This is a genomic window from Achromobacter sp. Marseille-Q4954 (assembly GCF_943737025.1).
GTDB classification, from domain to species: domain Bacteria; phylum Pseudomonadota; class Gammaproteobacteria; order Burkholderiales; family Burkholderiaceae_B; genus Achromobacter; species Achromobacter bronchisepticus_A.
The window spans coordinates 56,858-77,671 of the sequence record NZ_CALSFQ010000005.1; the positions used below are offsets into that span (position 1 = coordinate 56,858).

Below are 20,814 nucleotides of genomic sequence, written 5' to 3' on the forward strand. Positions count from 1 at the left end.
GAGTAGCGGGACATCATTTGCCGTGTTTATCCTTCAGCATGGTTTCGACTTCTCGGACCTTTTCCTGCATGCCGGGCACGCCGTCGGCGGCGGCCTTCTTGTAGGTGTTCAAGGCCTGCAGAAGCTGCAAATCGCCCATATTGGCGCGGGCGGCGGCATAGTTGGGGTCGGCGCGCAGGGCCATCGACAGGGCGTCCTGTGCGCGGTCGAGTTCGCCGCGCCCTGCATATAGAGCGCCCAGGTTGTTCCAAGGTTCCGGCAGCTCCGGAAAGCGGTTGGTCATCTCGGTGTAGACGTCGATGGCTTCGCTGGTGCGGTTCAGGGCCGCCAGCGCGCGGGCGTGCTGGAACATCAGCTGCACGTCGGTGCCGCGCTGGTCCTTGATCTGCTCCTGGCGCTTTTCGATCATGGCAAGCGCTTCCGCGTTGTCGCCGTGGTTCAGCAGGCGCTCGATGTGCGTCGTGATCTGCGAGGCCGAGGGCGTCAGGCGGGTGTCGACGCTGGGCTTGGCGGCTTCCAGCAGCTTGGCCAGACTATCCCAGCCGCCCTCGGGCGGGATGGGATCCAGGGTGGTGCGGTTGGCGTTGGGGTTGGTTCCACCGCCGCCGGCCATCGACTGGGCCAGAGAGGCTCCAACCGGCGCGCCCGCAAGGGCCAGGGCGAGCAGGGCGACGCGAAAGCGCGGCTTGATAGTCACTTGGGCATCCGTTAAAAGTCTTGGCAGGCCGACGCTTACGCGCGCGACCGGGCCGCTTGCTATACTTGACGACCGCCATTTTAGCCCCGGTTGAGTTTTGGCTCGACATCGGGGACGAAGCCCCAGGATATCGTTGATGGAATGCGGGCTCGAAATGCGGGTTCGGAACGGCCGGCGCCAGTGAGATTATGGCCCGAAGCCGAGATCGGGATCGAAACCGCGGGATCGAAATCGCAGGATCGAAATCGGCGGGATCGACATCCGACCCGGCGGCACGCGCCGAAGGTATTTTCCTTCGGCAGCAACTTTCCGCAACCGCCACGGAAAACTTAGATAAAGCCTATAAGCGCCATGCTGCAAATCTACAACACGTTGTCGCGTACCAAAGAACCGTTCAAGCCGGCCCAGGCTGGTCAGGTGCGCATGTACGTGTGTGGCATGACCGTCTATGACTTCTGCCATCTGGGCCACGCCCGCATGCTGGTGTCGTTCGACATCGTGCAGCGCTGGCTGCGCGCCAGCGGCCTGGCGGTCGATTATGTGCGCAATATCACGGACATCGACGACAAGATCATCCGCCGCGCCGTCGAGACCGGCCGCCGCATCGGCGAAGTCACCGAGTTCTACATCGACGCCATGCACGCCGACGAGCGCGCGCTGGGCGTCCAGACGCCGGACCGCGAACCGCGCGCGACCGAGTACGTCGGCGAGATGCTGGACATCATCGGCAAGCTCGAGCAGAACGGCCTGGCCTACCAGGCCGACGATGGCGATGTGAACTACGCTGTGCGCGGCTTTCCCGGCTACGGCAAGCTGTCCGGCAAGACGCTGGACGACCTGCGCGCCGGCGAGCGCGTGGCGGTGGGTTCGGCCAAGCGCGATCCGCTGGATTTCGTGCTGTGGAAGTCCGCCAAGGCGGACGAGCCGGCCGACACCAAGTGGGAATCGCCGTACGGCCTGGGCCGTCCGGGCTGGCACATCGAGTGCTCGGCCATGAGCAAGTCGCTGCTGGGCCTGCCGCTGGACATCCACGGCGGTGGTCCGGACCTGAAGTTCCCGCACCATGAAAACGAGATCGCCCAGACCGAGGGTGCTTTCGGCGGCGTGCTGGCCAACATCTGGATGCATTGCGGCCCGCTCATGGTCGACTCGGACAAGATGTCCAAGTCCCTGGGCAATTTCCGCACCATCCGCCAGACCATCGCCCGGCAAGAGCCGACCGCCGACCAGGCCGTCTATGACGTCAACCCGCGCGAAGCGGAAATGGTGCGTTTCTTCATTGTGCGCAACCATTACCGCAGCCCGCAGAACTACACGCCGGACAATCTGATCGACGCGCAGAACGCGCTCGACCGCCTGTACCAGGCGCTGCAGAACGTGCCTGCCGACACCCAGGGCATCGATTGGAGCGAGCCGCAGGCCCAGGCCTTCAAGGCGGCCATGGATGACGACTTCAACAGCTCGGGCGCGGTCGCGGCCTTGTTCGAGCTGGCCTCCGACGCCAATCGCAACAAGAGCGCGCGCAGCGCCGGCCAGTTGAAGGCGCTGGCGTCCCTGTTGGGCCTGCTGCAGCAGGATCCCGCAGCCTATTTCCAATCGCCCACCCGCTATTCGGCGGCAGCCATGGAGCAGGGCGAGCGCCGCGCGCTGGACGCCGAGGCGATCCAGTCCCTGATCGACGCGCGTGCGGCCGCCAAGGCGGCCCGCAACTTCGCCGAAGCCGACCGCATCCGCGTGGAGCTGCGCGAAGCCGGCATCGAGCTCGACGACAAGCCGGGCGGCGTGACGCAATGGCGTCGCGCTTGAACCCGCAGGACCCGCCCGCCATGTCCACCGCCGACCTCGACATTCCCAAGCCCGAGTATTGGGAAGCCGCCGTAGCCCATCTGATGCGGCGCGACCGCATCCTGAAGAAGGTCATCCCCCAGCATCCCGAAGTCTGGCTGACTTCGCGCGGCACGCCATTCGTGACGCTGGCGCGGGCGATCATCGGGCAGCAGGTGTCCAGCAAGGCGGCCGACACCGTCTGGACCCAGTTCATCGAGGCCGTGGGCAAGCGCCCCACGCCCGTCGCCGTGCTGCGCGTCGGCCTGGAAGGCTTGCGCGCGGCCGGGCTGTCGCAGCGCAAGGCCGAGTACGTGCTGGACCTGGCCGTGCATTTCGGCGAGCGCCGGGTCCATCCCGAGAAATGGGCGGCAATGGACGACGAAGCCGTCATTTCCGAATTGACCGCCATCCGGGGCATAGGCCGCTGGACGGCGGAGATGTTTTTGATTTTCAATCTGCAGCGGCCTGATGTTCTGCCGCTGGATGATCCTGGGTTGCTCAAGGCAATCTCGCTACACTATTTCAGCGGCGAGCCTGTCTCTCGCTTCGAGGCTCGCGAAGTCTCGTTGGCGTGGCAACCCTGGCGTACCGTGGCCACCTGGTATCTGTGGCGCAGTCTGGATCCGACTCCGGTCCAATACTGACGCAAGCCAGGCAGCCCATCTACGGAACCACACTACATGCGCAATACATTTCTGGAATTCGAACAACCGCTCGCCGAGCTTGAGAACAAGATCGAGCAGCTGCGCTACGTGCAGGCCGATTCGGCGGTAGACATCTCCGACGAGATCGGACGTCTGCAGCAGAAGAGCCAGACCTTGGCCAAGGAAATCTACGCCAAGCTCACGCCCTGGCAGACGGCCCTGGTCGCCCGCCATCCCCAGCGTCCCTACACGCTGGACTACGTGCGCGAAATGTTCACCGACTTCCATGAGCTGCACGGCGACCGCATGTACGCCGATGACCAGTCCATCATCGGTGGCCTGGCGCGCTTCAACGGCACGCCCTGCATGGTCATCGGCCACCAGAAGGGACGCGACACCAAGGAACGCGCCGCCCGCAATTTCGGCATGCCGCGTCCGGAAGGCTATCGCAAGGCCCTGCGCCTGATGCGCCTGGCCGAGAAGTTCGGCATTCCCGTGTTCACGTTCGTGGACACTCCGGGCGCCTATCCCGGCATCGGCGCCGAAGAGCGCGGCCAGTCCGAAGCCATCGGCCACAACCTCTATGCCATGGCCGAGCTCAAGGTCCCCGTGATCTGCACCATCATCGGCGAAGGCGGCTCGGGCGGCGCCCTGGCCATCGCCGTGGGCAATGCCGTGCTGATGCTGCAATACGCGACCTACGCCGTGATTTCCCCGGAAGGCTGCGCCTCGATCCTGTGGCGCAGCGCCGACAAGGCGCCTGAAGCCGCCGAGGCCCTGGCCATCATCGCGCCGCGCCTGAAGGACCTGGGCCTGGTGGACCGCGTGGTCAACGAACCCGTGGGCGGCGCCCATCGCGATCCGCGCGTCATGGCCCGCCTGCTGCGCCGCGCGCTGGGCGACGCCCTGCGCCAGCTCCAGGGCATGACGCCCGAGCAGCTCGTGGAGCAGCGCGTCCAGCGCCTGCTGTCCTACGGCGCCTACCAGGAAGTGCGCGCCTGAAGCAGGCAGGGCGCCGGCGTGCCTGCCGGCGCCGCGGCCTAGCGCCACGCGCCATCCCGCCATGAACGCCCGCCCAGCGTCCGATACTCCGCATCGGGCCGTGGCGGGCGTAGTTCATTCCCTTCCCGTGTCGGCCGAGCTGGCCGCGGCCTTGCGCCGCGCCTTGCAGGCCTTGCCCGAACGTCCGGCGCGCATCGCCGTGGCGTTGAGCGGCGGCGCCGATTCGGCCATGCTGGCCGTGCACGCGGCCGCCGTGGCGCGCGAGCTGGGCATGGATCTGGCGCTGTTCCATGTGCACCACGGCTTGCAGGACGCGGCCGACGCATGGACGCAGCATGCGCGTGCGCTGGCGGACATGCTCGCGCTGCCTCTGTCGGTCGCGCGCGTGCAGGTGGCGCAGGCGGCGGGCAAGGGCATCGAGGCGGCCGCGCGCGACGCCCGCTACGCGGCGCTGGCGCAATTGGCGCAAGAGCAGGGCGTGACGCATATCCTGTTGGCCCATCATCGCAACGACCAGGCGGAAACGGTCCTGCTGCGTCTGCTGCGCGGCACCGGGCTGGTTGGCATGGCTGCCATGGCGCCGCTGTCCCGGCGCGATGGACTGGTCTACCTGCGACCCTGGCTGGAAATCGGCCGCGAGGCGATCCTGCATGCGGCGGACGCGGTGGCGCAAGCCAGCGGCTGGCGTCCGGTGCAGGACCCCACCAACACCGATCCCCACTACACCCGCGCCGCCCTGCGCGAATTGCTGGCGCCGGCGCTCGATGCCCGCTGGCCCGGGTGGCGCGCCATCGTCGCGCGCCATGCGCGGCACATGGGCGAGGCGGCCGAGATCCTGGACGAGGTGGCGCGCGACGACTTCGCCACGCTCGATCCTTCCGCGGACGGCGCCAGCTTTTCGCTGCAGGCGTGGCGCGGGCTGTCCGAGGCGCGCCAGGCGCACGTGCTGCGCCATTGGCTGGAACGAAATGGCGCCCGCATGCCGACGGATGCCAGGATGCGCGATCTGCTGCGGCAGCTGCGCGGGCTGCATAGCCTGGGCCATGACCGCCAGTTGCGGGTGGAGCAGGCCGGCCACGTCATCCGCTGCCACCGGGGCAGGGTCTGGGTCGAACCCCGGGAATAGGCGGATCAGCGCCGCCGATGTCCCCAAAAAATCGCGGCGTGGACAGAATTTTGCGCAAGCTGCGCAAATTTTTACCGCCGCGCTAGAATATACGGCTTTGCCCGTCAACCTTTTGCGGCGGGTTCCCAGCCAGAGTACGAGATGTCCCTGATCGTTCACAAATATGGCGGTACTTCGATGGGCTCGGTCGAGCGCATCAAGAACGTGGCGCGTCGCGTCGCGAAGTGGCACGCTGCCGGCCACCAGGTTGTCGTTGTTCCGTCGGCGATGGCGGGCGAGACCAATCGCCTGCTCGGCTTGGCGCGCGAGATTACGCCGCAGCCCGACAGCCGCGAGCTCGACATGATCGCCGCCACCGGCGAACAGGCCAGCAGCGGCCTGCTGGCCATCGCGCTGCAGGCCGAAGGCGTGCCGGCGCGCAGCTATGCCGGTTGGCAAGTGCCCGTGCGCACCGATTCGTCGTTCACCAAGGCGCGCATCACGTCGATCGACGACGAGCGCATCCGCGGCGATCTGGACGCCGGCCGCGTGGTCATCGTTACGGGCTTCCAGGGCGTCGACCCGGAAGGCCACATCACCACGCTGGGCCGCGGCGGTTCCGATACCTCGGCCGTGGCCGTGGCGGCCGCCATCAAGGCCGACGAGTGCCTGATCTACACCGACGTGGACGGCGTCTATACGACCGATCCGCGCGTGGTGCCCGAAGCGCGCCGCATGGCCGTCGTTTCCTTCGAGGAAATGCTGGAAATGGCATCGCTGGGCTCCAAGGTCCTGCAGATCCGTTCGGTTGAATTCGCCGGCAAATACCGTGTGCCGGTCCGGGTCCTGTCCTCGCTGACCGACCCGCTTATCCCGCTCGCAGAAGAAATGGTCTCGGGCACGCTGATTACTTTTGAGGAAGACGAAAAAATGGAAGCCGCCGTTGTCTCCGGCATCGCCTTCAGCCGCGACGAAGCCAAAATCACCTTGCTGGCCGTTCCGGACAAGCCCGGCATCGCCTTCTCCATCCTGGGTCCGGTCGCCGCCGCCAACATCGACGTCGACATGATCGTGCAGAACCAGTCCGTGGCTGGCACGACCGACTTCTCGTTCACGGTCAACCGCAACGAGTTCGCCCGCGCCGTCGATCTGCTCAAGCGCGAAGTCATCCCCGCCGTGGGCGCGCGTGAACTGTCCACCGACGAGAAGGTCGCCAAGGTCTCCATCGTCGGCATCGGCATGCGCTCGCACGTGGGCGTGGCCAGCCTGATGTTCCAGACGCTTTCGCAAGAAGGCATCAACATCCAGATGATCAGCACCAGCGAGATCAAGACCTCGGTGATCATCGACGACAAGTACATGGAACTGGGCGTGCGCGCGCTGCACAAGGCCTTCGGCCTGGACCAGGCGCCTGCCGAAAAGGCCTGATTCAAGACTCCGGCACGATTTTTTTTCAATAAGTGCCCGATAACGGGCAAGAGTGAAAAAAGTCGTGCTAGAATCTCGTTCTCTTCGGAGATGTGCCCGAGAGGCTGAAGGGGCTCCCCTGCTAAGGGAGTATGTGGCTAAAAACTGCATCGTGGGTTCGAATCCCACCATCTCCGCCAGATTCTCTCCGATCTGGCTTCGGTCAGCACCGGAGATAAAAAACCCGCAATCACGCAAGTGATTGCGGGTTTTTTCATGGGCGCCAAGCGCGCTCGTGAGCGAGCCTGCGTCGCATGAGAAAATTCCCGATTCCCTTTGTGGCGCAGATCCCTTGAAGCACCTGCTTGCTCCCCTTGACCGGCTGAACGACTTCGATGAAGTCATCGACGTGCGCACGCCGCTCGAATTCGCCGATGACCACATTCCCGGCGCGATCAACGCGCCTGTGCTGAGCAATGAAGAGCGCGTGGTGGTGGGTACGCTGTACAAGCAGGTCTCGCCCTTCGAGGCTTCGCGCGTCGGCGCGGCGCTGGTGGCGCGCAACATCGCAGCGCATCTGGACACGACCTTCGCCGACCGGCGCCAGGGTTGGCGGCCGTTGATCTATTGCTGGCGCGGCGGCACGCGCTCCGGCTCCATGACGACGATGTTCAACATGATAGGGTGGCGCGCGCGGCAGCTGGACGGCGGCTACAAGACCTATCGCCAGGCCACGCTGGACGCGCTGGATAGCCTGCCGGCGGGCTTGCGCTACATCGTGCTGGCCGGGCCCACCGGCAGCGGCAAGACGCGCTTGTTGAACGCGTTGGAGCAGGCCGGCGCGCAGACGCTGGACCTGGAGCGACTGGCCGCGCATCGCGGGTCATTGCTGGGCGCCTGGGCTGGTGTCGCGCAGCCCTCGCAAAAGGGCTTCGACACGCGGCTGGCGCAGCGCCTGCGCGCGTTCGACGCGTCGCGGCCTGTGTTTGTTGAAGCGGAGAGCCGCAAGATCGGCGCGGTCGCCTTGCCCGCCGCGTTATTGGCTGCTGTGCACGCCAGTCCGTGTGTCGAGGTCCGCTCCAGTCGCGAGGATCGCGCTGCCTTTCTGCAGCAGGATTACGCGCATCTGTTCGACGATCCCGAATCGCTCAAGGCGCAGCTGCAGCGCATGATAGGCCTGCACAGCCGCGAGCGCGTGAACGGCTGGCTGGCCTTGGTCGACAGCGGCGCGCGCGCCGAGCTGGCGCAGGAGCTCATAGACCGGCACTACGATCCGGCCTACGCGCGCAGCTGCCATGCGCACTTCACGCAACTGCCGCAGGCGCTGCGCTTGGAATTCAGGCCCAATGACGGCGACGTGGTGGAGCAGGCGAGGGCGTTGCTGGCGAGGCTGGGTGCGAGCGATGGCGCGGCCTGAGCATTCTTCATCGTGAATGCTGTGATCGCATGAATCAGTGCTTCACTTGCACGCTTCGCGAAATAACGCTATTATTCAAGGCTTGCTTTTAAACGCAAATGCGCCCGTAGCTCAGCTGGATAGAGTACCTGGCTACGAACCAGGGGGTCGTAGGTTCGAATCCTGCCGGGCGCGCCAAGTTTGATTCCGCATTGGTTTTAATCAACCGGTGTTGAGTTGAACAACGAGACTGAATGTCCCGTCTGAATTGCAAAAGCAGCAAGAGTAGTAAAAACGGCAAGATTTTTCTGATATAATTTTGCCTCTTTGCCGGAGCGCCCGTAGCTCAGCTGGATAGAGTACCTGGCTACGAACCAGGGGGTCGTAGGTTCGAATCCTGCCGGGCGCGCCAAGTTCACTTGGCCAATACAGCAAAGAAAATGGAAAGGCCTTTGATCTTCGATCGAAGGCCTTTTTGTTTTGCGCCGCCATCTAGAAGCGGATCGTCAGGCCCGCCATGGGGCCTTGCAGCACGGCGTCGAACTTGAAGCCGCCGCTGCTGTAGTCCACGCCCAGTGCGCGATAGCCTATCGCCGCCGAGACATTCTTGCTGAAGTTGTAGCCGAGGCCCAGGCCCACATCCCAATCCGCCTCGGCGCCGCCCGCGCCGATCAGGCCCCAGCCGGTGATGTAGTACTTCGAACTCAGCATGTAGTTTCCGCGCACGCCCACCAGGCCGTCGACCCACGTGGCGCCGTCGCTGCGCGTTCTGCCGTCCAGGTGCGCGCCCTTGAGCGTGATGTCGGTGTCGACTGACCAGACGCGCAAGCCTGCGACGACGTCGAGTTGATGCGGTGAGTTTTCCAGCAAGGAATAACCGACCCCGAGCAGTCCCGCGAACGTGGAGGCTTTCACGTCCGCGCTGGAGGCCAGGATGCCGCGCGGCGTATCCCCCTGCGTGCCGATCTTGGTGTAGATCAGGTCGCCGAACACGCTGTAGCGTCCTTTGCGCGCATCGCCGATGAGCATGGCGCCGAAGTCGAGGTTGTCGAACAATTTGTCGAAGCCCGCGTGGATATCGATGACGGGCGACCGTGATTGGGATGTCTTGCCGGACAGACCGGCAGCCCAGAAGTAGGGCGTGACCGAGAACTGCCATTCGTTCGAAGGCAGGGTCCCCGCTGCGGGAGCAGGCTCCGCTTCGGCGCCCAGCGCGGTCCCGGCTTGCAGCAGTCCGCAGACCAGGCAGCCCGTGATTTTCTTTTTCATTGCAAACCCTCCCCAAACTGCAGGCGTGACGAAGCGCATCCATCACGCCTGCGGTGAGCGCAAAGCCGGCCAGGGGCCGGTGCGACGCAACCCAGGTGTCAGGTGACCCGCCTTACCGGAGGGATGGTCCAGGAGCCGTCGATGATGGACGGGTTGCTTTCGTTGGGCCAGTAAAGACGCATCATCAGGATGAATGGGCCCTTGGGCGCAGGCAGCCAGTTCGACTCCATGTCGGCGCCGGGCGATTCATTCTGTATGAGCAGGTCGATCGAGCCGTCGGGCTTGGCCTTCAGGGGCTGGCGCGCGCTGATCGAGTAGCGGTTCAGCGGGTTGTCGACGAAGAAGTAGCGCGCGTCATACATCGTCAGCGACCAGAAGCCGGAGACTGGCGGCGTAAGCCCTTTCTTGAAGGTCAGCACGTACTTCTCCGAGCCGTTGTAGGTGCGTCTGACGGCGCCGGTGTCTGACTTCAGGGATGTGGGATAAATGGCGTCCTGCGGGCGGTTGGCGCCCAGGCCGATCGCGGTGATCAGGGCGCGCTGGACGTAGTTGATGCCGTAGATGCCCGTCTTGGTCGTGTAGCCCCAGCCATCGACGTCCTGGATGTCGCCGCCGCTGGACTTGAAGTGCGTCATGATGCGTCCGAAGCCCACCTGCGGGATCCGCTTCGCGATGTCGGGGTCGAGCTGGCTCTTGTCGAAGTCCTGCCCCGGCACGATGCCTATCGCGGCCATCTTCGCGACGATGGCTGCGTCGGCGGCGTTGGGCGGATTGCGCTTGAGCAACTGCGCGAACAAGGTGAAGTACTCGACCGCGTCCATGTTGTTGACCTGCTCGCGTACCGCGGTCTTCATGTCTATGGCGGGGTCGACCTTGCCCGCGGGCGGGGTCCAGTCCTTGCCCCAAGCGCTCAAGGGACAGAGCTTCACTTCGTCCTGCAGCTTGTGCACTTGCGCATAATCTTCCGGCGTGCCGGTGCAGTAGATGCGGCCCAGCAGCCAGACGATGCTGGTGGGGGATTTGTACTGGACCATGCCTTGCGGAATCGAGCCCTCCCATCCGGGGCCGCTGACCATGAAGGTTTGCGCTCCCGTGCCGGTGGTGCGCTTGCCGGGCACGTCGAACACCGTCGTCCAGCCGTCCAGCATCGGAAACAGGGCATAGCGTCCGTTCATGTCGGGCAGGCTGACGACCCAGGGCTCGTCGCCAACATCAAAGAAGGACGTGGTGTAGAGCGTGTCGGCGTTAGGCGCGGTCACGTCGCGGAACTTGGCGTCGGGGTACTGGCGCAGCTTGATGAGATTCCCCATTGGCGCCCGCGTGCCCTTGGGTTCCGCGACGTTGGTGATGACTCTTCTGGTCATCTCCATGGTCACCAGGGGGTAGGCGTAGATGTAGACATCGGTTGCCAAGCCGAACTGCTCGTCGCCTTCGGGCAGATCGGCGATCAGGCCATCGGCGGCCCGGGCGACTGCGCCCAGGGCGCTGGTGGCGAGCAGAGCAAGGCCACCTGCGTTCAATGTGCGGCGTGTTAGCTTCATGGGATCGCTCCAACGGACTCATGGGTTGAAAAGCACGAAGTGCCGCGGCACAGGCCAGGCCGTGCCGCGTGATGCCTTGCTCTAGCGTGGTCGGACGTACTTGCCGATTTCCCGGGCCGCGCCGGCGGTCCATTCATCGATCAGGGGTTGCAGCTTGGACAGGCGAACGCCGCCCGCGCCTTGGGTGGCGTTGGCGACTTTCTCGCCCGTGCCGCCCCGCACGGACGCATGTAGCAATTCGTCCGACATGCTGTCCGTGACCCGGGACTCGATGGCGACGCTGGCGTTGCGCGCCATGCCTCCTTCCAGGGCGGCGCGGGCTTCGGTCATTACCAACGCGACGGGGATGTATTGATAGGCCCGCAGCGCCTGCTCCGAGGTTCCCACCGCGGTGATGGCGATGCGTATATGGGCGACGCCAGGCCCGGCGCGATCGACCAGCCTCACCTGTTCGCCGACCTTGCGCCGCAGCGTTTCGTCGACCGCTACGCGTATCTCCGTGAGGGTTTCCATGGAAACGTCCGCGGTTGGCCGAGGTTCCGGGTAATACTCGATGGGATCGAGCCAGACTGCCGTATAGCGCGATGGGTTGAAGTCGGGATTCAGGTAGACCAGGCGGGTCCCGCCATCGGGGGCGGGGGCCTGGTGCAGCATCGAGTAATCCGGCAGAAAACCGGACTCTGTCGTTTTGGGAGCGGTGGAACAGCCTGTGGCCAGGATCGCGGCAGCGAGGCTCAGAACAAGCGCGCCCGAGGAATTCTTGATGTCCATGCAAGTTCCTTCTGACAGACAGGGGGCAGGAGAGCCCCGACTGCAGGCGTCGGCGAGAGGTCCCGTGCAAGAGCTGCTTTCCGCTCGTGGGCGCATTTTTTGACCTATATGCACAGGAAACCAATTATTTTTCCAAGCGTGAAATTTCGCAACGCGGACGAGTGAACCGGGTTTTCTGAACTATTCCCTTTGTGCGCGTTTTGTGGAAGGAATCGCGTGGCCGAGGTGGGGCACGCGGCCCGGGATCGCGATTCGGGCGCAGCGCGGGTGCGGGCTTCGGGCGGCCTGATTTGCGCACCCTTTATTTTTCATGGTATAAACACGCCTCTTTCGGAGCGCCCGTAGCTCAGCTGGATAGAGTACCTGGCTACGAACCAGGGGGTCGTAGGTTCGAATCCTGCCGGGCGCGCCAAGCTTCTTGCTTGGATGAAATCGAAAGAAAACGGAAAGGCCTTTGATCTTCGATCGAAGGCCTTTTTGTTTTGCGGCGCGGATTGCGCCGGTGCGTCGCGCTTCAGTGCGTCGGGGCTGGCTCCGCGGCTCGGACCTGGTCCCGGGTCTTGTCATCTTCGTCGTCGAATCCCCAGTCTCCGACCGTGTACCAATCGTCTCCCAGCGTCTCTGCGGGGTGCATGGTGCGGCCGGAGCCGTTGCCGCAGGCCATCGAGTCGGTGGCGCAATAGCGGTCGCAGCCCCAGCATATGCGTTCGGGGTGCTTCGGGTGCAAGGGAAACTTCTTGGCCATGCTGGATGCCTGCTGACGGAGGACGCCGCGACGGCAGCGCCATTCTTTTCAGATATGTGTCCAGCGTACTGCCGGGCGCGCGCGGAATTCCTTGATCTGGCGCAAGCGCCACGCCCGCGGCCCGACGCGCGCAGTGTCGCGCGTCGGGCCGCGGCTTTGAGGAATGCGGGAGGAGAGAGCGCCGCCCGGCCAGGCGCGGCGGCCCCGTGCGCCTAGTGGCGTCGTCGGTCCACCGCCGTCAAGGAGGTGCCGCTCTTGAGCAGCTGGTAGGTCTGTCCGCCCAGCCACGCGACTTTTTCGCCTGTGCTGGTGCGGCATACGCAATGCGTCTTCGGATCGAAGCGCGAGGTACCCAGCGCGGAATACGCGTCGGGGTCCGAGACGAAGCGTTCAATGCGGTAGAGCGTGCCGTCCGGCGCGGTGGCGAGGACGTCGGTCAATCGTCTTGCGGTGCCGAGCATATGCGATACCTCCATGCGCGGGCCATTGGATATACGGCGCCAAAGTCGTTCGGGCATTTCAGTATGCCAGGGCGGGAAGCTTGATGTTCCCGCGTCAGGCTAGTGAAGGTGCCCTCCAAACAATGAATCGTCGAGCTGGTCGGGAGTGACGCCCAGGGCTTCGGATACGCGGTCCAGGATAACCTGCCTGGGCCGCGGGCGCGGCCGTTCCAGTTCGATATAGATGGAGTGGTCCACTCCTAGCCGTGCAGCCATATCAGCGGTGCTGATATTGAGATGCTCGCGCCAGGCGCGTATCAGGCTCCAGTCGTTGCCGGTTTTTAGATTGACGACAGCTAATGGTAAATGACTCTGCCCCTGCGCGGGTGTTCTGCGCGGGGCGGATTTTCTGCGGGGGTCGTGCAGGCTGCTCTTGGCGGCAGCGCTCTTGCGGGAATCGGCCCGAGGCGTGGTGGTGGCGGCTTCGGCGGTGAAAATGGCGCCGCCATTCAATTGGCGATATTGGTTGTCGCCGATCCAGTGCAGGGCTTCGCCGTTGTCGAGCATGCACTCGCAGTCCAGGTGATAGTTGCTGGGCATGCTCTCGAGTTGGGCGATGGTTTCCGCGGTCGTGGCGTGGCGCACCACACGGTGCAAGACACCGTCCGGCGAGCGCACAAAGACGTCGGGAAGTCTCCAGGAAAACGGAATGATAATCTCCACGGCCAAACCTATCCCGCCAATGTATCCCGGGGTGCGGGTGGTGGGATTTGGGGTTTCCCCTCGCCTGACTTGAGTCGATGATTGTGCGCCACATCAGCCCCCGACATCTTCACGAATCTTCACTGCGCGCAGGGCTGTAATCGGTGGGGCCGAAGCCCGCGTCCGCAAGCAACCTGGGCATGATCGCTGCGGCCGCGCCGCGCACGTTGTGGTGTGCGTGCGCGTCCAGCGGCGTGGCGGCCGGATTGATCTGCGCCACGGTTGCGCCGTGGCGCAGTGCGCGTTGCGGCAGTTCTGCCGCGGGGTAGACCAGCGCCGATGTGCCTATGCTCAGCAGCAGGTCGCATTGCTCGACGGCCCGCATGGCTTTGTCCCACTCATCATGCGGCAGGCTTTCTCCGAACCACACGACGCCGGGCCGTACCGGCGCACCGCAATGCGTGCACGCTGGCGGATCGATGCGCCTTCCTTGCCCGGGTTCGTCGGGGAACGCCTGCGCAAAGGCATGAGCGGCGCCGCAGGCCGAGCAGCGCGGCGCGTGCAGGCTGCCGTGCAGGTGCGCGACATGGAGGCTGCCGGCGCGTTCATGCAGATCGTCGACGTTCTGCGTGACCACGAGCAGCTCGGGCACGTGCCGCGCCAGTTCCGCGATGGCGCGATGCGCGGCGTTCGGCGCGGCGCGCAGGGCCTGCGCGCGGCGCCATTCGTACCAGCCCCAAACGAGGTCGGGGTGGGAGCGGAACGCTTCGGGCGTGGCGAGAGCCTGTGCGTCGAAGCGCGACCACAGGCCTGTCAGCGCATCTCGGAAGGTGGCGATGCCGCTTTCGGCGGAGACGCCGGCGCCCGTGAAGACGACGACGCGCCGCGCCTGGCGCAGCGTCTGCGCCAGCGCGGGGGGAATATCGTGATGCGTGTTTTTCATTTTCAATCTTGAAGCCAGTCCGATACGCTGTACGCGCGGGCCTGGGCCTGTCAAGAAAAGCCAGGCGCGATTACCCGGGCGGAAGCAGGGGCAAGGATGCGTGTCCATCCTGAATCGTGGGTACTGTTTTTTCAATCTGGGATTTCCAGAGTTCACGGAGAGACGCAATGCCCGAATCTCAAGGCGGCCTGGACAGGCTGCGCCGCTTCATCGCCGCCGCGACCCGGCTGGCCACGCCCACGGGCCTGGCGCAGACGCCGGAGCTGCAGGCCGCATTCACAGACCTGGTGCGCCATGACGATTGGCTGCCCGAGGCCTGTACCGCGCCCCATCCTCAGTACTACCAGCAATATCTGCTGCACTGCGATCCGCTGGAGCGCTTTTCGCTGGTGAGTTTCGTGTGGGGGCCGGGCCAGTTCACGCCGGTGCATGATCACGAGGTCTGGGGTTATGTGGGCATGCTGCGCGGGGCGGAGGTCAACCAGCGCTATGTTCGCGGCGAGGACGGCAGCGTTACGCCGGCGGGCGCCCCGAGCACCTTGCAGCCGGGCGACGTGGAGCGCCTGTCGCCGGCCGAAGGCGACATCCACCGCGTGTCCAACGCCCACGCCGACCGCGTATCGATCAGCGTGCATCTCTACGGCGGCAACATCGGCGCCGTGTCGCGCCACGTATATGACCCGGCGACGGGGCAGGCCAAGCCTTTCGTGTCCGGCTATTCATCGCCCAGCCTGCCCAACCTGTGGGACCGCTCGGAAGCCGTGCGCGCGGCCATTGCCGGGGGCGCACGCTAGGGTCTGTTCGCGCGCGGCGTCCCATGCTATTTTCTTGTCCTAAATATTAGGAAAATAAACAATGGACAAGACGCTGCTCAAAGGTCTGATGGTGCTGGAGGCGGTGACCGACGTGGATAATCCGCCGCGCACCATCGACGCGCTCGCCGCCCGCGTCGGGCTGACCCGCAGCAACACGCACCGCACCTTGCAGACGCTGATCCATGCGGGCTACGTGACCAAGGACGATGACGGCGGCGGCTATCGCGGCGCGGTACGGCTGTTCGAGCTGGCGGCGCGTCAGCTGGCCCAGCTGGACGTGCGCAAGCTGGCCGCGCCCTACATGCGCACGCTGGCCGACCAGACCGGCGAAACCGTGCACCTGTCGGTGCTCGACGGCTTCGACGTGGTCTACGTGGACAAGATCGACAGCCCCCAGCCCATACGCGCCTATTCCATGGTGGGCGGACGCGCGCCGGCCTATGCCGTCGCCACCGGCAAGGCCTTGCTCGCCTACCAGGCGGAAGGCTATGTCGAGCGCTATGCCGACAAGCTCGTGCGCCACACGTCCTCGACCATCGTGTCCATGCCGCTTTTGAAGGACGAACTGCGCAAGATCGCCCGCACCGGCTACGCGGTCAACCGGGGCGAATGGCGCGAAGGCGTGGGCGGGCTGGCCGTGACCTTGTTCAACAGCCTGGACCAGCCTGTGGCCGCGATAGGCATCTCCGGCCCGCTGGACCGCCTGAGCGCCGCTAGGATGAAGCAGCTGGCGCCGGACGTGGCTGCCTGTGCCCAGTCCATCTCGCAAGGGATGGGCTATCGCCGGGGCTATCTGGATCAGTAGCGGACCGCGCCAGCGCCGCGCCGATGCGCTGCGCCTGGCCGCGAGCCAGCCGCGCATTCACGTCCATGGACGTGGTCCAGAAATACGTGCCGCCCGCCAAGCTGCCCAGCACCGAGATATCCGGCTCGATCCCGCCTGCGGCGTTCTTGAGGCATCCCGTGGCATAGTCCAGCGCCAGGCCGCCATGGGGATCGGGCTGCGCGTGGCCCTCGCGCAATAGCGCGGACACCAGCGGATCTTGCGTGCTTGCGGTGTCCACCGAGAAGCTGGTGGCATTGATCAGATAGCGGCTGGCGTGGGTGGACACGGCGCCCGCCGCGTCGCGCAAGCGCGTGTGGAACAGGCCGCTGGCGCTGTCGTGGCGGCTGTCCAGATAACCGCCGCTGACCTGCAACTGGCCGTTCTGGAGCAGGGCTTGCAGCTTCAGCGCGTTGCGCATCGGAAAGGTGGCGCGCCGCGCCATCCATAGCGAACGCCATTGCGACTGGAAGCGGCCGCGTTCGGCGTCCGGCATGAGATGCCAGATCAGGTCCACGGCGGCATTGGTTGCGGCCGCCACCGCCTGCCAGGGGCGCGCGGCTTGTTCGGACCGCCGTATCTCGTCGTCCAGCGCGGCGCGGGCCTCGCCGTCCAGCCCGAACACGTCTGCGGCTGCCAGACTGCCGTCCAGCGCCTGCACTTCTTCCCGCAGCGCCGCGGCAATGACCTCGAGCGAGAGGGCCCCGCCGTGCGTGGCGGCCAGGCGCGCAACGCCCTCCGGACTCAAGCGGCGCAGTGCGTCCGGAGCGCGATTGTGCGGACTGCGCACCGACGGCAGCCGGCCATTGCGCGACGCGCACAGGATGGGGCCGCGATGCGCCGCTTGCCGCAAGGCTGCGATGGCGTCCACGGCGCTCAGGCTGGTGCCGATGATGCAGACCGGGGCGTCGGCGGCGATACCGCGCGTCAGCGCCTGGACCGGGTAAGGGCTGTTGAAGTAGCCGGGCGCATCGCGCAATTCCGGAAAGGCCTGCGAGGGCAGGTTGCCGTTGCACAGCACGGCGTAACGCGCCAGGCAGGGCTGACCCGATTCCGGTTCGACCCGCGCGCCGCAGCCAGGCAGCGGCGCCACGCGTCGGACACGGCTGCGCACGTGTGTGAGCGTGACGCCCTGTGCGCGCGCGAGCTCGCAAGCTCGCGCATAGACTGCGCGCATGTAGGCGCCGAACAATGGCCGCGGCAGGAAGTCCGCCGGCGATATCGAGTCCGCGCCTTGCGCGCGCAGCCAGGCGGGATCCTGGGCGCGCAGCCAGTCCACGAAATCCATCCTGTGGTCGGCCCGCGCCGACATGTTGCCGGCGGGGATATTGAGCAGGTTGCTGGGCAGATCCTCCTGGTAGGCCTCGCCCGCGCCCGGCTCGGCCTGCGGCTCGAACAGCGCGATCGTCAGCGCCCGGCCGCCGCCCGGTTCCAGGGATAGCAGGAATTGATACAGGAAGCTGACGGCCACCGAGCCGCCGCCGACGATGGCCAGGTCCGCCGCGGGCGGTGTCGTGCCGGGCGCCGTCATTTGGCCGCCGACAAACGCACGACGTCGGCCCAGCGGGCGACTTCCTGTTTGAGCACGCGGCTGGTGTCGGCAGGAGTGGTGGCCACGGCGTCGGCGCCCAGCTTCTGCGCGGCTTGCTGCACGGAAGCCATGGCAGCCGCCTTCTGCATGCCGGCCGAGAGCTTGTCCACCACGGCGGGCGGCGTGCCCGCGGGAGCCAGCAGCGCGTAGGTGGTCGCGACCGAGTAGTCCTTTACGCCCTGCTCGGCGAGCGTGGGGAGGTCTGGCAGCGCCGTGGCGCGCGTGGCGGTGGTGACGCCGAGCAGACGGATCTTGCCGGTTGCGACCTGCGGCAGCAGCGCCGGCAGCGTTTCGATCACCATGTCGATCTGGCCGCCCAGCAGATCGGTGATGGCGGGCCCGCTGCCACGGTACGGCACATGCATGAGCCGCGTGCCGGTCACGACCTGGAAGAGTTCGCCCGCCATGTGTTGGGACGTGCCGGGGCCGGCCGAGCCGAAGGTGATGGTGCCGGGCTTGCTCTTGGCCAGGGCGATCAGCTCCTGCACGTTCTTCGCGGGAATCTTGTTGCTGTTCACCGCCACGGCCATGGGCATGCTGGTCGCCATGGACACGCCGACGAAGGCGGTGCCGAAGTCGTAGCCGGGCTTGTCCGGCATGGCCGCGTGGATCGCGTGGCTACCCACGGCGCCCATCAGCAGGGTGTAGCCGTCGGCGGCCGACTTGGCCACATACTCAGCGCCGATTTCGCCGCCCGCACCCGCCTTGTTTTCCACCACCACGCTCTGCCCCAGGTAGTCGCCCAGGTGCTGCGCGTAGATGCGCGCGGCCGCGTCCGTCGCGCCGCCGGGCGGGAAGGGGACCACCATGCGCACGGGTTTCGCCGGCCAGTTGTCGGCCGCGGCCGCGCCGCCTGCCAAAGCCAGCACCATGCCTGTCAGGGCAATGCGCCACATTTTCTTCATGGAAGTCTCCTTGGTGTCGGTGCGGGCCGTCATATGCCGCGTCGCGGCCCTTTATAAAAATCCTAAAATATAGGACTAGAGTTTCAATAAATGGTTTACTTAGAATTCCACACGGTGCTATGCTGGTCAACAATTAAGCACGCTACTTAGGGAATGCACTAGGATTCGCGCTAAAAATCGCAAACAAACGCTAGAGATGGGCTGGATGATGCCAGTCTTGAAGGCCAACTCTTATAATGTTTTCTTTGTCCCAAATATTGAATTTTCATAACGAGAGGTCAGACATGACACCCAGTTCGGCGCTGGCCGGCATCACGGTGCTGGAGATTTGCAATGTTGCGGCGGGGCCTTTTTGCGGCATGCTGTTGGCGGACATGGGCGCCGACGTGATCAAGATCGAGAACCCCGAAGGCGGCGATACGCTGCGCAGCTGGCCGCCCATTTCCGACGGCTACAGCGAGAACTTCGCGTCCCTCAACCGCAACAAGCGTTCGGTGACGTTGAACCTGAAGGACCCCGGCGACCTGGCTCTGGCGCGCGAACTCGCGCTGTCCGCCGACGTGCTGATCGAGAACAACCGGCCGGGCGTGATGGACCGCCTGGGCCTGGGCTATGCGCAGCTGCGCGAGGCCAATCCCAGACTGGTCTATTGCTCGATCTCGGCCTACGGCCAGTCGGGGCCCCGTTCGCAGGAAGGCGGCTTCGACCTGACCATCCAGGCCATGAGCGGCATCATGAGCGTGACCGGCGAAGCGGGCGGCGAACCCGTGAAGTGCGGCGTGCCGGTGGCGGACTTTTCGGCCGGCCTGTACGGCGCCTTCGCCATTGCGTCGGCCTTGCGCGCGGCCCAGGCCAGCGGGCAGGGTACGCATATCGACGTACCCATGCTGGGCGCCACCCTGGGCATCGCGGCTCTGCAGACTTCGGAGTTCTTCGGCAGCGGCAAGGATCCCGTCAAGCTGGGATCGGCCCATCCGCGCAATGCGCCCTACCAGGCGTTCCGCTGCAAGGGCGGCTACTTCGGCATGGCGGCGGGCAACCAGGCCTTGTGGAAGGGCGTATGCGCAACGGTAGGCCGCGAGGATCTGTTGGCCGACCCGCGCTTCACCGACACCAGCGCCCGCGCCCGCAACCAGACAGCGCTGCGCGAGATCCTGGAAGCGATCTTCGAAGCCGAGGACGCGCAGACCTGGCTGGCGCGTTTCCGTGCGGCCGGCGTGCCGTGCGCGCCCATCAACACCTATTCAGAGGTGCTGGCCGACCCGCAGGTTGAGCACATGGGCTGGGTGCAGCCCGTGGACCTGCCCAACGGCGTGCGCACGCGCACGTTCGGCCTGCCGGTGCGCTTCGACGGCCAGACCACGGCCTTGCGCCGCCGTCCGCCCGCCCTGGGCGAACACAACGATGAAGTACTGGGCGCGCTGCGCGCCGCCAGGAAGGGGACGGCGGCATGAGCGAGGTCCTGCGCATCGACAAACAGGGCGCGGCGCACGTGTTGACGCTGGCGCGGCCCGACAAGATGAATGCGCTGTCGGCGCCGCTGGTGGAGGCGCTGATTGCCGCATTGGATGCGGCCGAGGCTGGCGGCGCCCAGCTCATCGTCTTGAAGGGCGAGGGCAGGAACTTCAGCGCGGGCTTCGACTTCGGCGGCTGGCAGGAGCAGAGCGAAGGCGATCTGCTGCTGCGCTTCGTGCGCATCGAGATGCTGCTGCAGCGGCTGGCGGCCTCGCCGTGCCTCACGCTGGGGCTGGCGCATGGCCGTAACTTCGGCGCGGGCGTGGACCTGTTCGGCGCCTGCAAGTGGCGCGTCAGCGCGCCTGACGCCACGTTCCGCATGCCAGGTCTGAAGTTCGGCCTGGTGCTGGGCACGCGCCGTTACGCAGCCCTGGTGGGCGCGGAGCGGGCGCGCGCGGTATTGGAGCAGGCGGCCACGTTCAGCGCGCAAGAGGCCTTGAGCGACGGCTTTGCGAGCCGCCTTGCCGACGCGCAGGACTGGCCGGCCATCGAGCGCGAGGCGCTGGACGCCGCATCGGCGCTCAGCGGCGCGAGCCGCGTCCAGCTATATGCGGCGCTGTCGTCAGAGGCGCCGGATACCGATCTTGCCCGCCTGGTGCGTTCTGCCGCACTGCCGGGCCTGAAGGACCGGGTAGCGGCCTATCTGCAGGCGCGTTGATCGAAGAAGAACACGCAG

General features: G+C 65.6%; 20 protein-coding genes and 4 tRNA genes. 14 read left to right on the top strand and 10 right to left on the bottom strand.

Features of this window, described 5'->3' with window-relative positions; translation table 11 throughout:
* Positions 1-13: 13 nt before the first annotated feature.
* A complete protein-coding gene (locus NGK62_RS31225) occupies positions 14-697 on the bottom strand; it encodes a tetratricopeptide repeat protein (RefSeq protein ID WP_059372045.1) in 684 nt (227 codons plus the stop codon).
* 351 nt (positions 698-1,048) lie between these two features.
* Here NGK62_RS31225 and cysS point away from each other — a divergent pair, with 351 nt between their 5' ends.
* From cysS to NGK62_RS31270, 9 genes are all read left to right on the top strand, one after another.
* Entirely contained in the window at positions 1,049-2,503 is a 1,455-nt protein-coding gene (cysS, locus tag NGK62_RS31230; RefSeq protein ID WP_251881975.1) for a cysteine--tRNA ligase, read from the top strand.
* 20 nt (positions 2,504-2,523) lie between these two features.
* A complete protein-coding gene (locus tag NGK62_RS31235; RefSeq protein ID WP_059372813.1) occupies positions 2,524-3,168 on the top strand; it encodes a DNA-3-methyladenine glycosylase family protein in 645 nt (214 codons plus the stop codon).
* 36 nt (positions 3,169-3,204) lie between these two features.
* The gene (locus tag NGK62_RS31240) at positions 3,205-4,170 is read left to right on the top strand and encodes an acetyl-CoA carboxylase carboxyltransferase subunit alpha (RefSeq protein ID WP_059372051.1); all 966 of its coding nucleotides are present in this window, start codon (positions 3,205-3,207) and stop codon (positions 4,168-4,170) included.
* Between the two features lie 151 nt (positions 4,171-4,321).
* The gene (gene tilS, locus NGK62_RS31245) at positions 4,322-5,296 is read left to right on the top strand and encodes a tRNA lysidine(34) synthetase TilS (protein WP_251882089.1); all 975 of its coding nucleotides are present in this window, start codon (positions 4,322-4,324) and stop codon (positions 5,294-5,296) included.
* Positions 5,297-5,437: 141 nt separating this feature from the next.
* Positions 5,438-6,703 carry an aspartate kinase gene (locus NGK62_RS31250; protein ID WP_059372055.1) on the top strand — a complete coding sequence of 422 codons (1,266 nt, stop codon included), beginning with the start codon at positions 5,438-5,440 and terminating at the stop codon, positions 6,701-6,703.
* 86 nt (positions 6,704-6,789) lie between these two features.
* Positions 6,790-6,882 (top strand) — tRNA-Ser (locus tag NGK62_RS31255).
* A 152-nt stretch (positions 6,883-7,034) separates the two neighbouring features.
* Positions 7,035-8,099, top strand: coding sequence for a tRNA 2-selenouridine(34) synthase MnmH (mnmH, locus tag NGK62_RS31260; RefSeq protein WP_251881977.1), 1,065 nt, complete (start codon positions 7,035-7,037; stop codon positions 8,097-8,099).
* 100 nt (positions 8,100-8,199) lie between these two features.
* Positions 8,200-8,276 (top strand) — tRNA-Arg (locus NGK62_RS31265).
* Positions 8,277-8,413: 137 nt separating this feature from the next.
* Positions 8,414-8,490 (top strand) — tRNA-Arg (locus NGK62_RS31270).
* Between the two features lie 80 nt (positions 8,491-8,570).
* Here NGK62_RS31270 and NGK62_RS31275 read toward each other — a convergent pair.
* From NGK62_RS31275 to NGK62_RS31285, 3 genes are all read right to left on the bottom strand, one after another.
* Positions 8,571-9,347, bottom strand: coding sequence for a hypothetical protein (locus NGK62_RS31275; protein WP_059372074.1), 777 nt, complete (start codon positions 9,345-9,347; stop codon positions 8,571-8,573).
* A gap of 98 nt (positions 9,348-9,445) precedes the next feature.
* Positions 9,446-10,888, bottom strand: a complete 1,443-nt coding sequence (locus NGK62_RS31280; RefSeq protein ID WP_251881979.1) for a DUF1254 domain-containing protein — start codon at positions 10,886-10,888, stop codon at positions 9,446-9,448.
* Positions 10,889-10,969: 81 nt separating this feature from the next.
* On the bottom strand, positions 10,970-11,659 hold the full coding sequence (locus NGK62_RS31285) for a DUF3313 domain-containing protein (RefSeq protein ID WP_251881980.1): 690 nt from the start codon (positions 11,657-11,659) through the stop codon (positions 10,970-10,972).
* 335 nt (positions 11,660-11,994) lie between these two features.
* Between NGK62_RS31285 and NGK62_RS31290 the strand changes: the two genes are divergently transcribed.
* Positions 11,995-12,071: transfer RNA gene (locus tag NGK62_RS31290), tRNA-Arg, on the top strand.
* A 102-nt stretch (positions 12,072-12,173) separates the two neighbouring features.
* Here the strand turns inward: NGK62_RS31290 and NGK62_RS31295 are convergent.
* The 4 genes from NGK62_RS31295 to NGK62_RS31310 all read right to left on the bottom strand — a co-directional run bounded on the left by NGK62_RS31295 (position 12,174) and on the right by NGK62_RS31310 (position 14,489).
* Positions 12,174-12,404, bottom strand: coding sequence for a DUF3079 domain-containing protein (locus tag NGK62_RS31295; protein ID WP_251881982.1), 231 nt, complete (start codon positions 12,402-12,404; stop codon positions 12,174-12,176).
* 212 nt (positions 12,405-12,616) lie between these two features.
* The gene (locus tag NGK62_RS31300) at positions 12,617-12,844 is read right to left on the bottom strand and encodes a hypothetical protein (protein WP_054453154.1); all 228 of its coding nucleotides are present in this window, start codon (positions 12,842-12,844) and stop codon (positions 12,617-12,619) included.
* 120 nt (positions 12,845-12,964) lie between these two features.
* Complete coding sequence (locus tag NGK62_RS31305; protein ID WP_118933702.1) at positions 12,965-13,567, bottom strand: helix-turn-helix domain-containing protein; 603 nt, start codon at positions 13,565-13,567, stop codon at positions 12,965-12,967.
* A 109-nt stretch (positions 13,568-13,676) separates the two neighbouring features.
* Entirely contained in the window at positions 13,677-14,489 is an 813-nt protein-coding gene (locus NGK62_RS31310; RefSeq protein ID WP_251881984.1) for an SIR2 family NAD-dependent protein deacylase, read from the bottom strand.
* A 167-nt stretch (positions 14,490-14,656) separates the two neighbouring features.
* On the opposite strand from NGK62_RS31310, the gene NGK62_RS31315 reads away from it, so the two are divergent.
* Together NGK62_RS31315 and NGK62_RS31320 are read left to right on the top strand one after the other, a co-directional pair.
* Positions 14,657-15,283: a cysteine dioxygenase family protein gene (locus tag NGK62_RS31315; protein ID WP_251881986.1), complete on the top strand. Its 627-nt coding sequence runs from the start codon at positions 14,657-14,659 to the stop codon at positions 15,281-15,283.
* A gap of 61 nt (positions 15,284-15,344) precedes the next feature.
* Positions 15,345-16,109, top strand: a complete 765-nt coding sequence (locus NGK62_RS31320; protein ID WP_118933688.1) for an IclR family transcriptional regulator — start codon at positions 15,345-15,347, stop codon at positions 16,107-16,109.
* Here NGK62_RS31320 and NGK62_RS31325 read toward each other — a convergent pair.
* Positions 16,018-17,658 carry an FAD/NAD(P)-binding protein gene (locus NGK62_RS31325; RefSeq protein ID WP_251881988.1) on the bottom strand — a complete coding sequence of 547 codons (1,641 nt, stop codon included), beginning with the start codon at positions 17,656-17,658 and terminating at the stop codon, positions 16,018-16,020. The genes NGK62_RS31320 and NGK62_RS31325 overlap by 92 nt on opposite strands.
* Positions 17,655-18,623: a tripartite tricarboxylate transporter substrate binding protein gene (locus NGK62_RS31330; protein ID WP_118933703.1), complete on the bottom strand. Its 969-nt coding sequence runs from the start codon at positions 18,621-18,623 to the stop codon at positions 17,655-17,657. The genes NGK62_RS31325 and NGK62_RS31330 overlap by 4 nt, the downstream gene beginning before the upstream one ends.
* Before the next feature lie 284 nt (positions 18,624-18,907).
* Between NGK62_RS31330 and NGK62_RS31335 the strand changes: the two genes are divergently transcribed.
* A complete protein-coding gene (locus NGK62_RS31335) occupies positions 18,908-20,077 on the top strand; it encodes a CaiB/BaiF CoA transferase family protein (protein ID WP_059372117.1) in 1,170 nt (389 codons plus the stop codon).
* Positions 20,074-20,796, top strand: coding sequence for an enoyl-CoA hydratase/isomerase family protein (locus NGK62_RS31340; RefSeq protein ID WP_251881990.1), 723 nt, complete (start codon positions 20,074-20,076; stop codon positions 20,794-20,796). The genes NGK62_RS31335 and NGK62_RS31340 overlap by 4 nt, the downstream gene beginning before the upstream one ends.
* The last annotated feature ends 18 nt before the right edge of the window (positions 20,797-20,814 follow it).

What these genes read in the sequence shown, in the direction of transcription:
- NGK62_RS31335 (WP_059372117.1), top strand. Translation starts at nt 18,908, where the DNA reads ATGACACCCAGTTCGGCGCTGGCCGGCATCACGGTGCTGGAGATTTGC.
- NGK62_RS31340 (WP_251881990.1), top strand. Translation starts at nt 20,074, where the DNA reads ATGAGCGAGGTCCTGCGCATCGACAAACAGGGCGCGGCGCACGTGTTG.
- cysS (WP_251881975.1), top strand. Translation starts at nt 1,049, where the DNA reads ATGCTGCAAATCTACAACACGTTGTCGCGTACCAAAGAACCGTTCAAG.
- NGK62_RS31315 (WP_251881986.1), top strand. Translation starts at nt 14,657, where the DNA reads ATGCCCGAATCTCAAGGCGGCCTGGACAGGCTGCGCCGCTTCATCGCC.
- NGK62_RS31330 (WP_118933703.1), bottom strand. Translation starts at nt 18,623, where the DNA reads ATGAAGAAAATGTGGCGCATTGCCCTGACAGGCATGGTGCTGGCTTTG.
- NGK62_RS31320 (WP_118933688.1), top strand. Translation starts at nt 15,345, where the DNA reads ATGGACAAGACGCTGCTCAAAGGTCTGATGGTGCTGGAGGCGGTGACC.
- NGK62_RS31310 (WP_251881984.1), bottom strand. Translation starts at nt 14,489, where the DNA reads ATGAAAAACACGCATCACGATATTCCCCCCGCGCTGGCGCAGACGCTG.
- NGK62_RS31295 (WP_251881982.1), bottom strand. Translation starts at nt 12,404, where the DNA reads ATGGCCAAGAAGTTTCCCTTGCACCCGAAGCACCCCGAACGCATATGC.
- NGK62_RS31240 (WP_059372051.1), top strand. Translation starts at nt 3,205, where the DNA reads ATGCGCAATACATTTCTGGAATTCGAACAACCGCTCGCCGAGCTTGAG.
- NGK62_RS31280 (WP_251881979.1), bottom strand. Translation starts at nt 10,888, where the DNA reads ATGAAGCTAACACGCCGCACATTGAACGCAGGTGGCCTTGCTCTGCTC.
- NGK62_RS31325 (WP_251881988.1), bottom strand. Translation starts at nt 17,658, where the DNA reads ATGACGGCGCCCGGCACGACACCGCCCGCGGCGGACCTGGCCATCGTC.
- NGK62_RS31235 (WP_059372813.1), top strand. Translation starts at nt 2,524, where the DNA reads ATGTCCACCGCCGACCTCGACATTCCCAAGCCCGAGTATTGGGAAGCC.
- NGK62_RS31250 (WP_059372055.1), top strand. Translation starts at nt 5,438, where the DNA reads ATGTCCCTGATCGTTCACAAATATGGCGGTACTTCGATGGGCTCGGTC.
- NGK62_RS31275 (WP_059372074.1), bottom strand. Translation starts at nt 9,347, where the DNA reads ATGAAAAAGAAAATCACGGGCTGCCTGGTCTGCGGACTGCTGCAAGCC.
- NGK62_RS31285 (WP_251881980.1), bottom strand. Translation starts at nt 11,659, where the DNA reads ATGGACATCAAGAATTCCTCGGGCGCGCTTGTTCTGAGCCTCGCTGCC.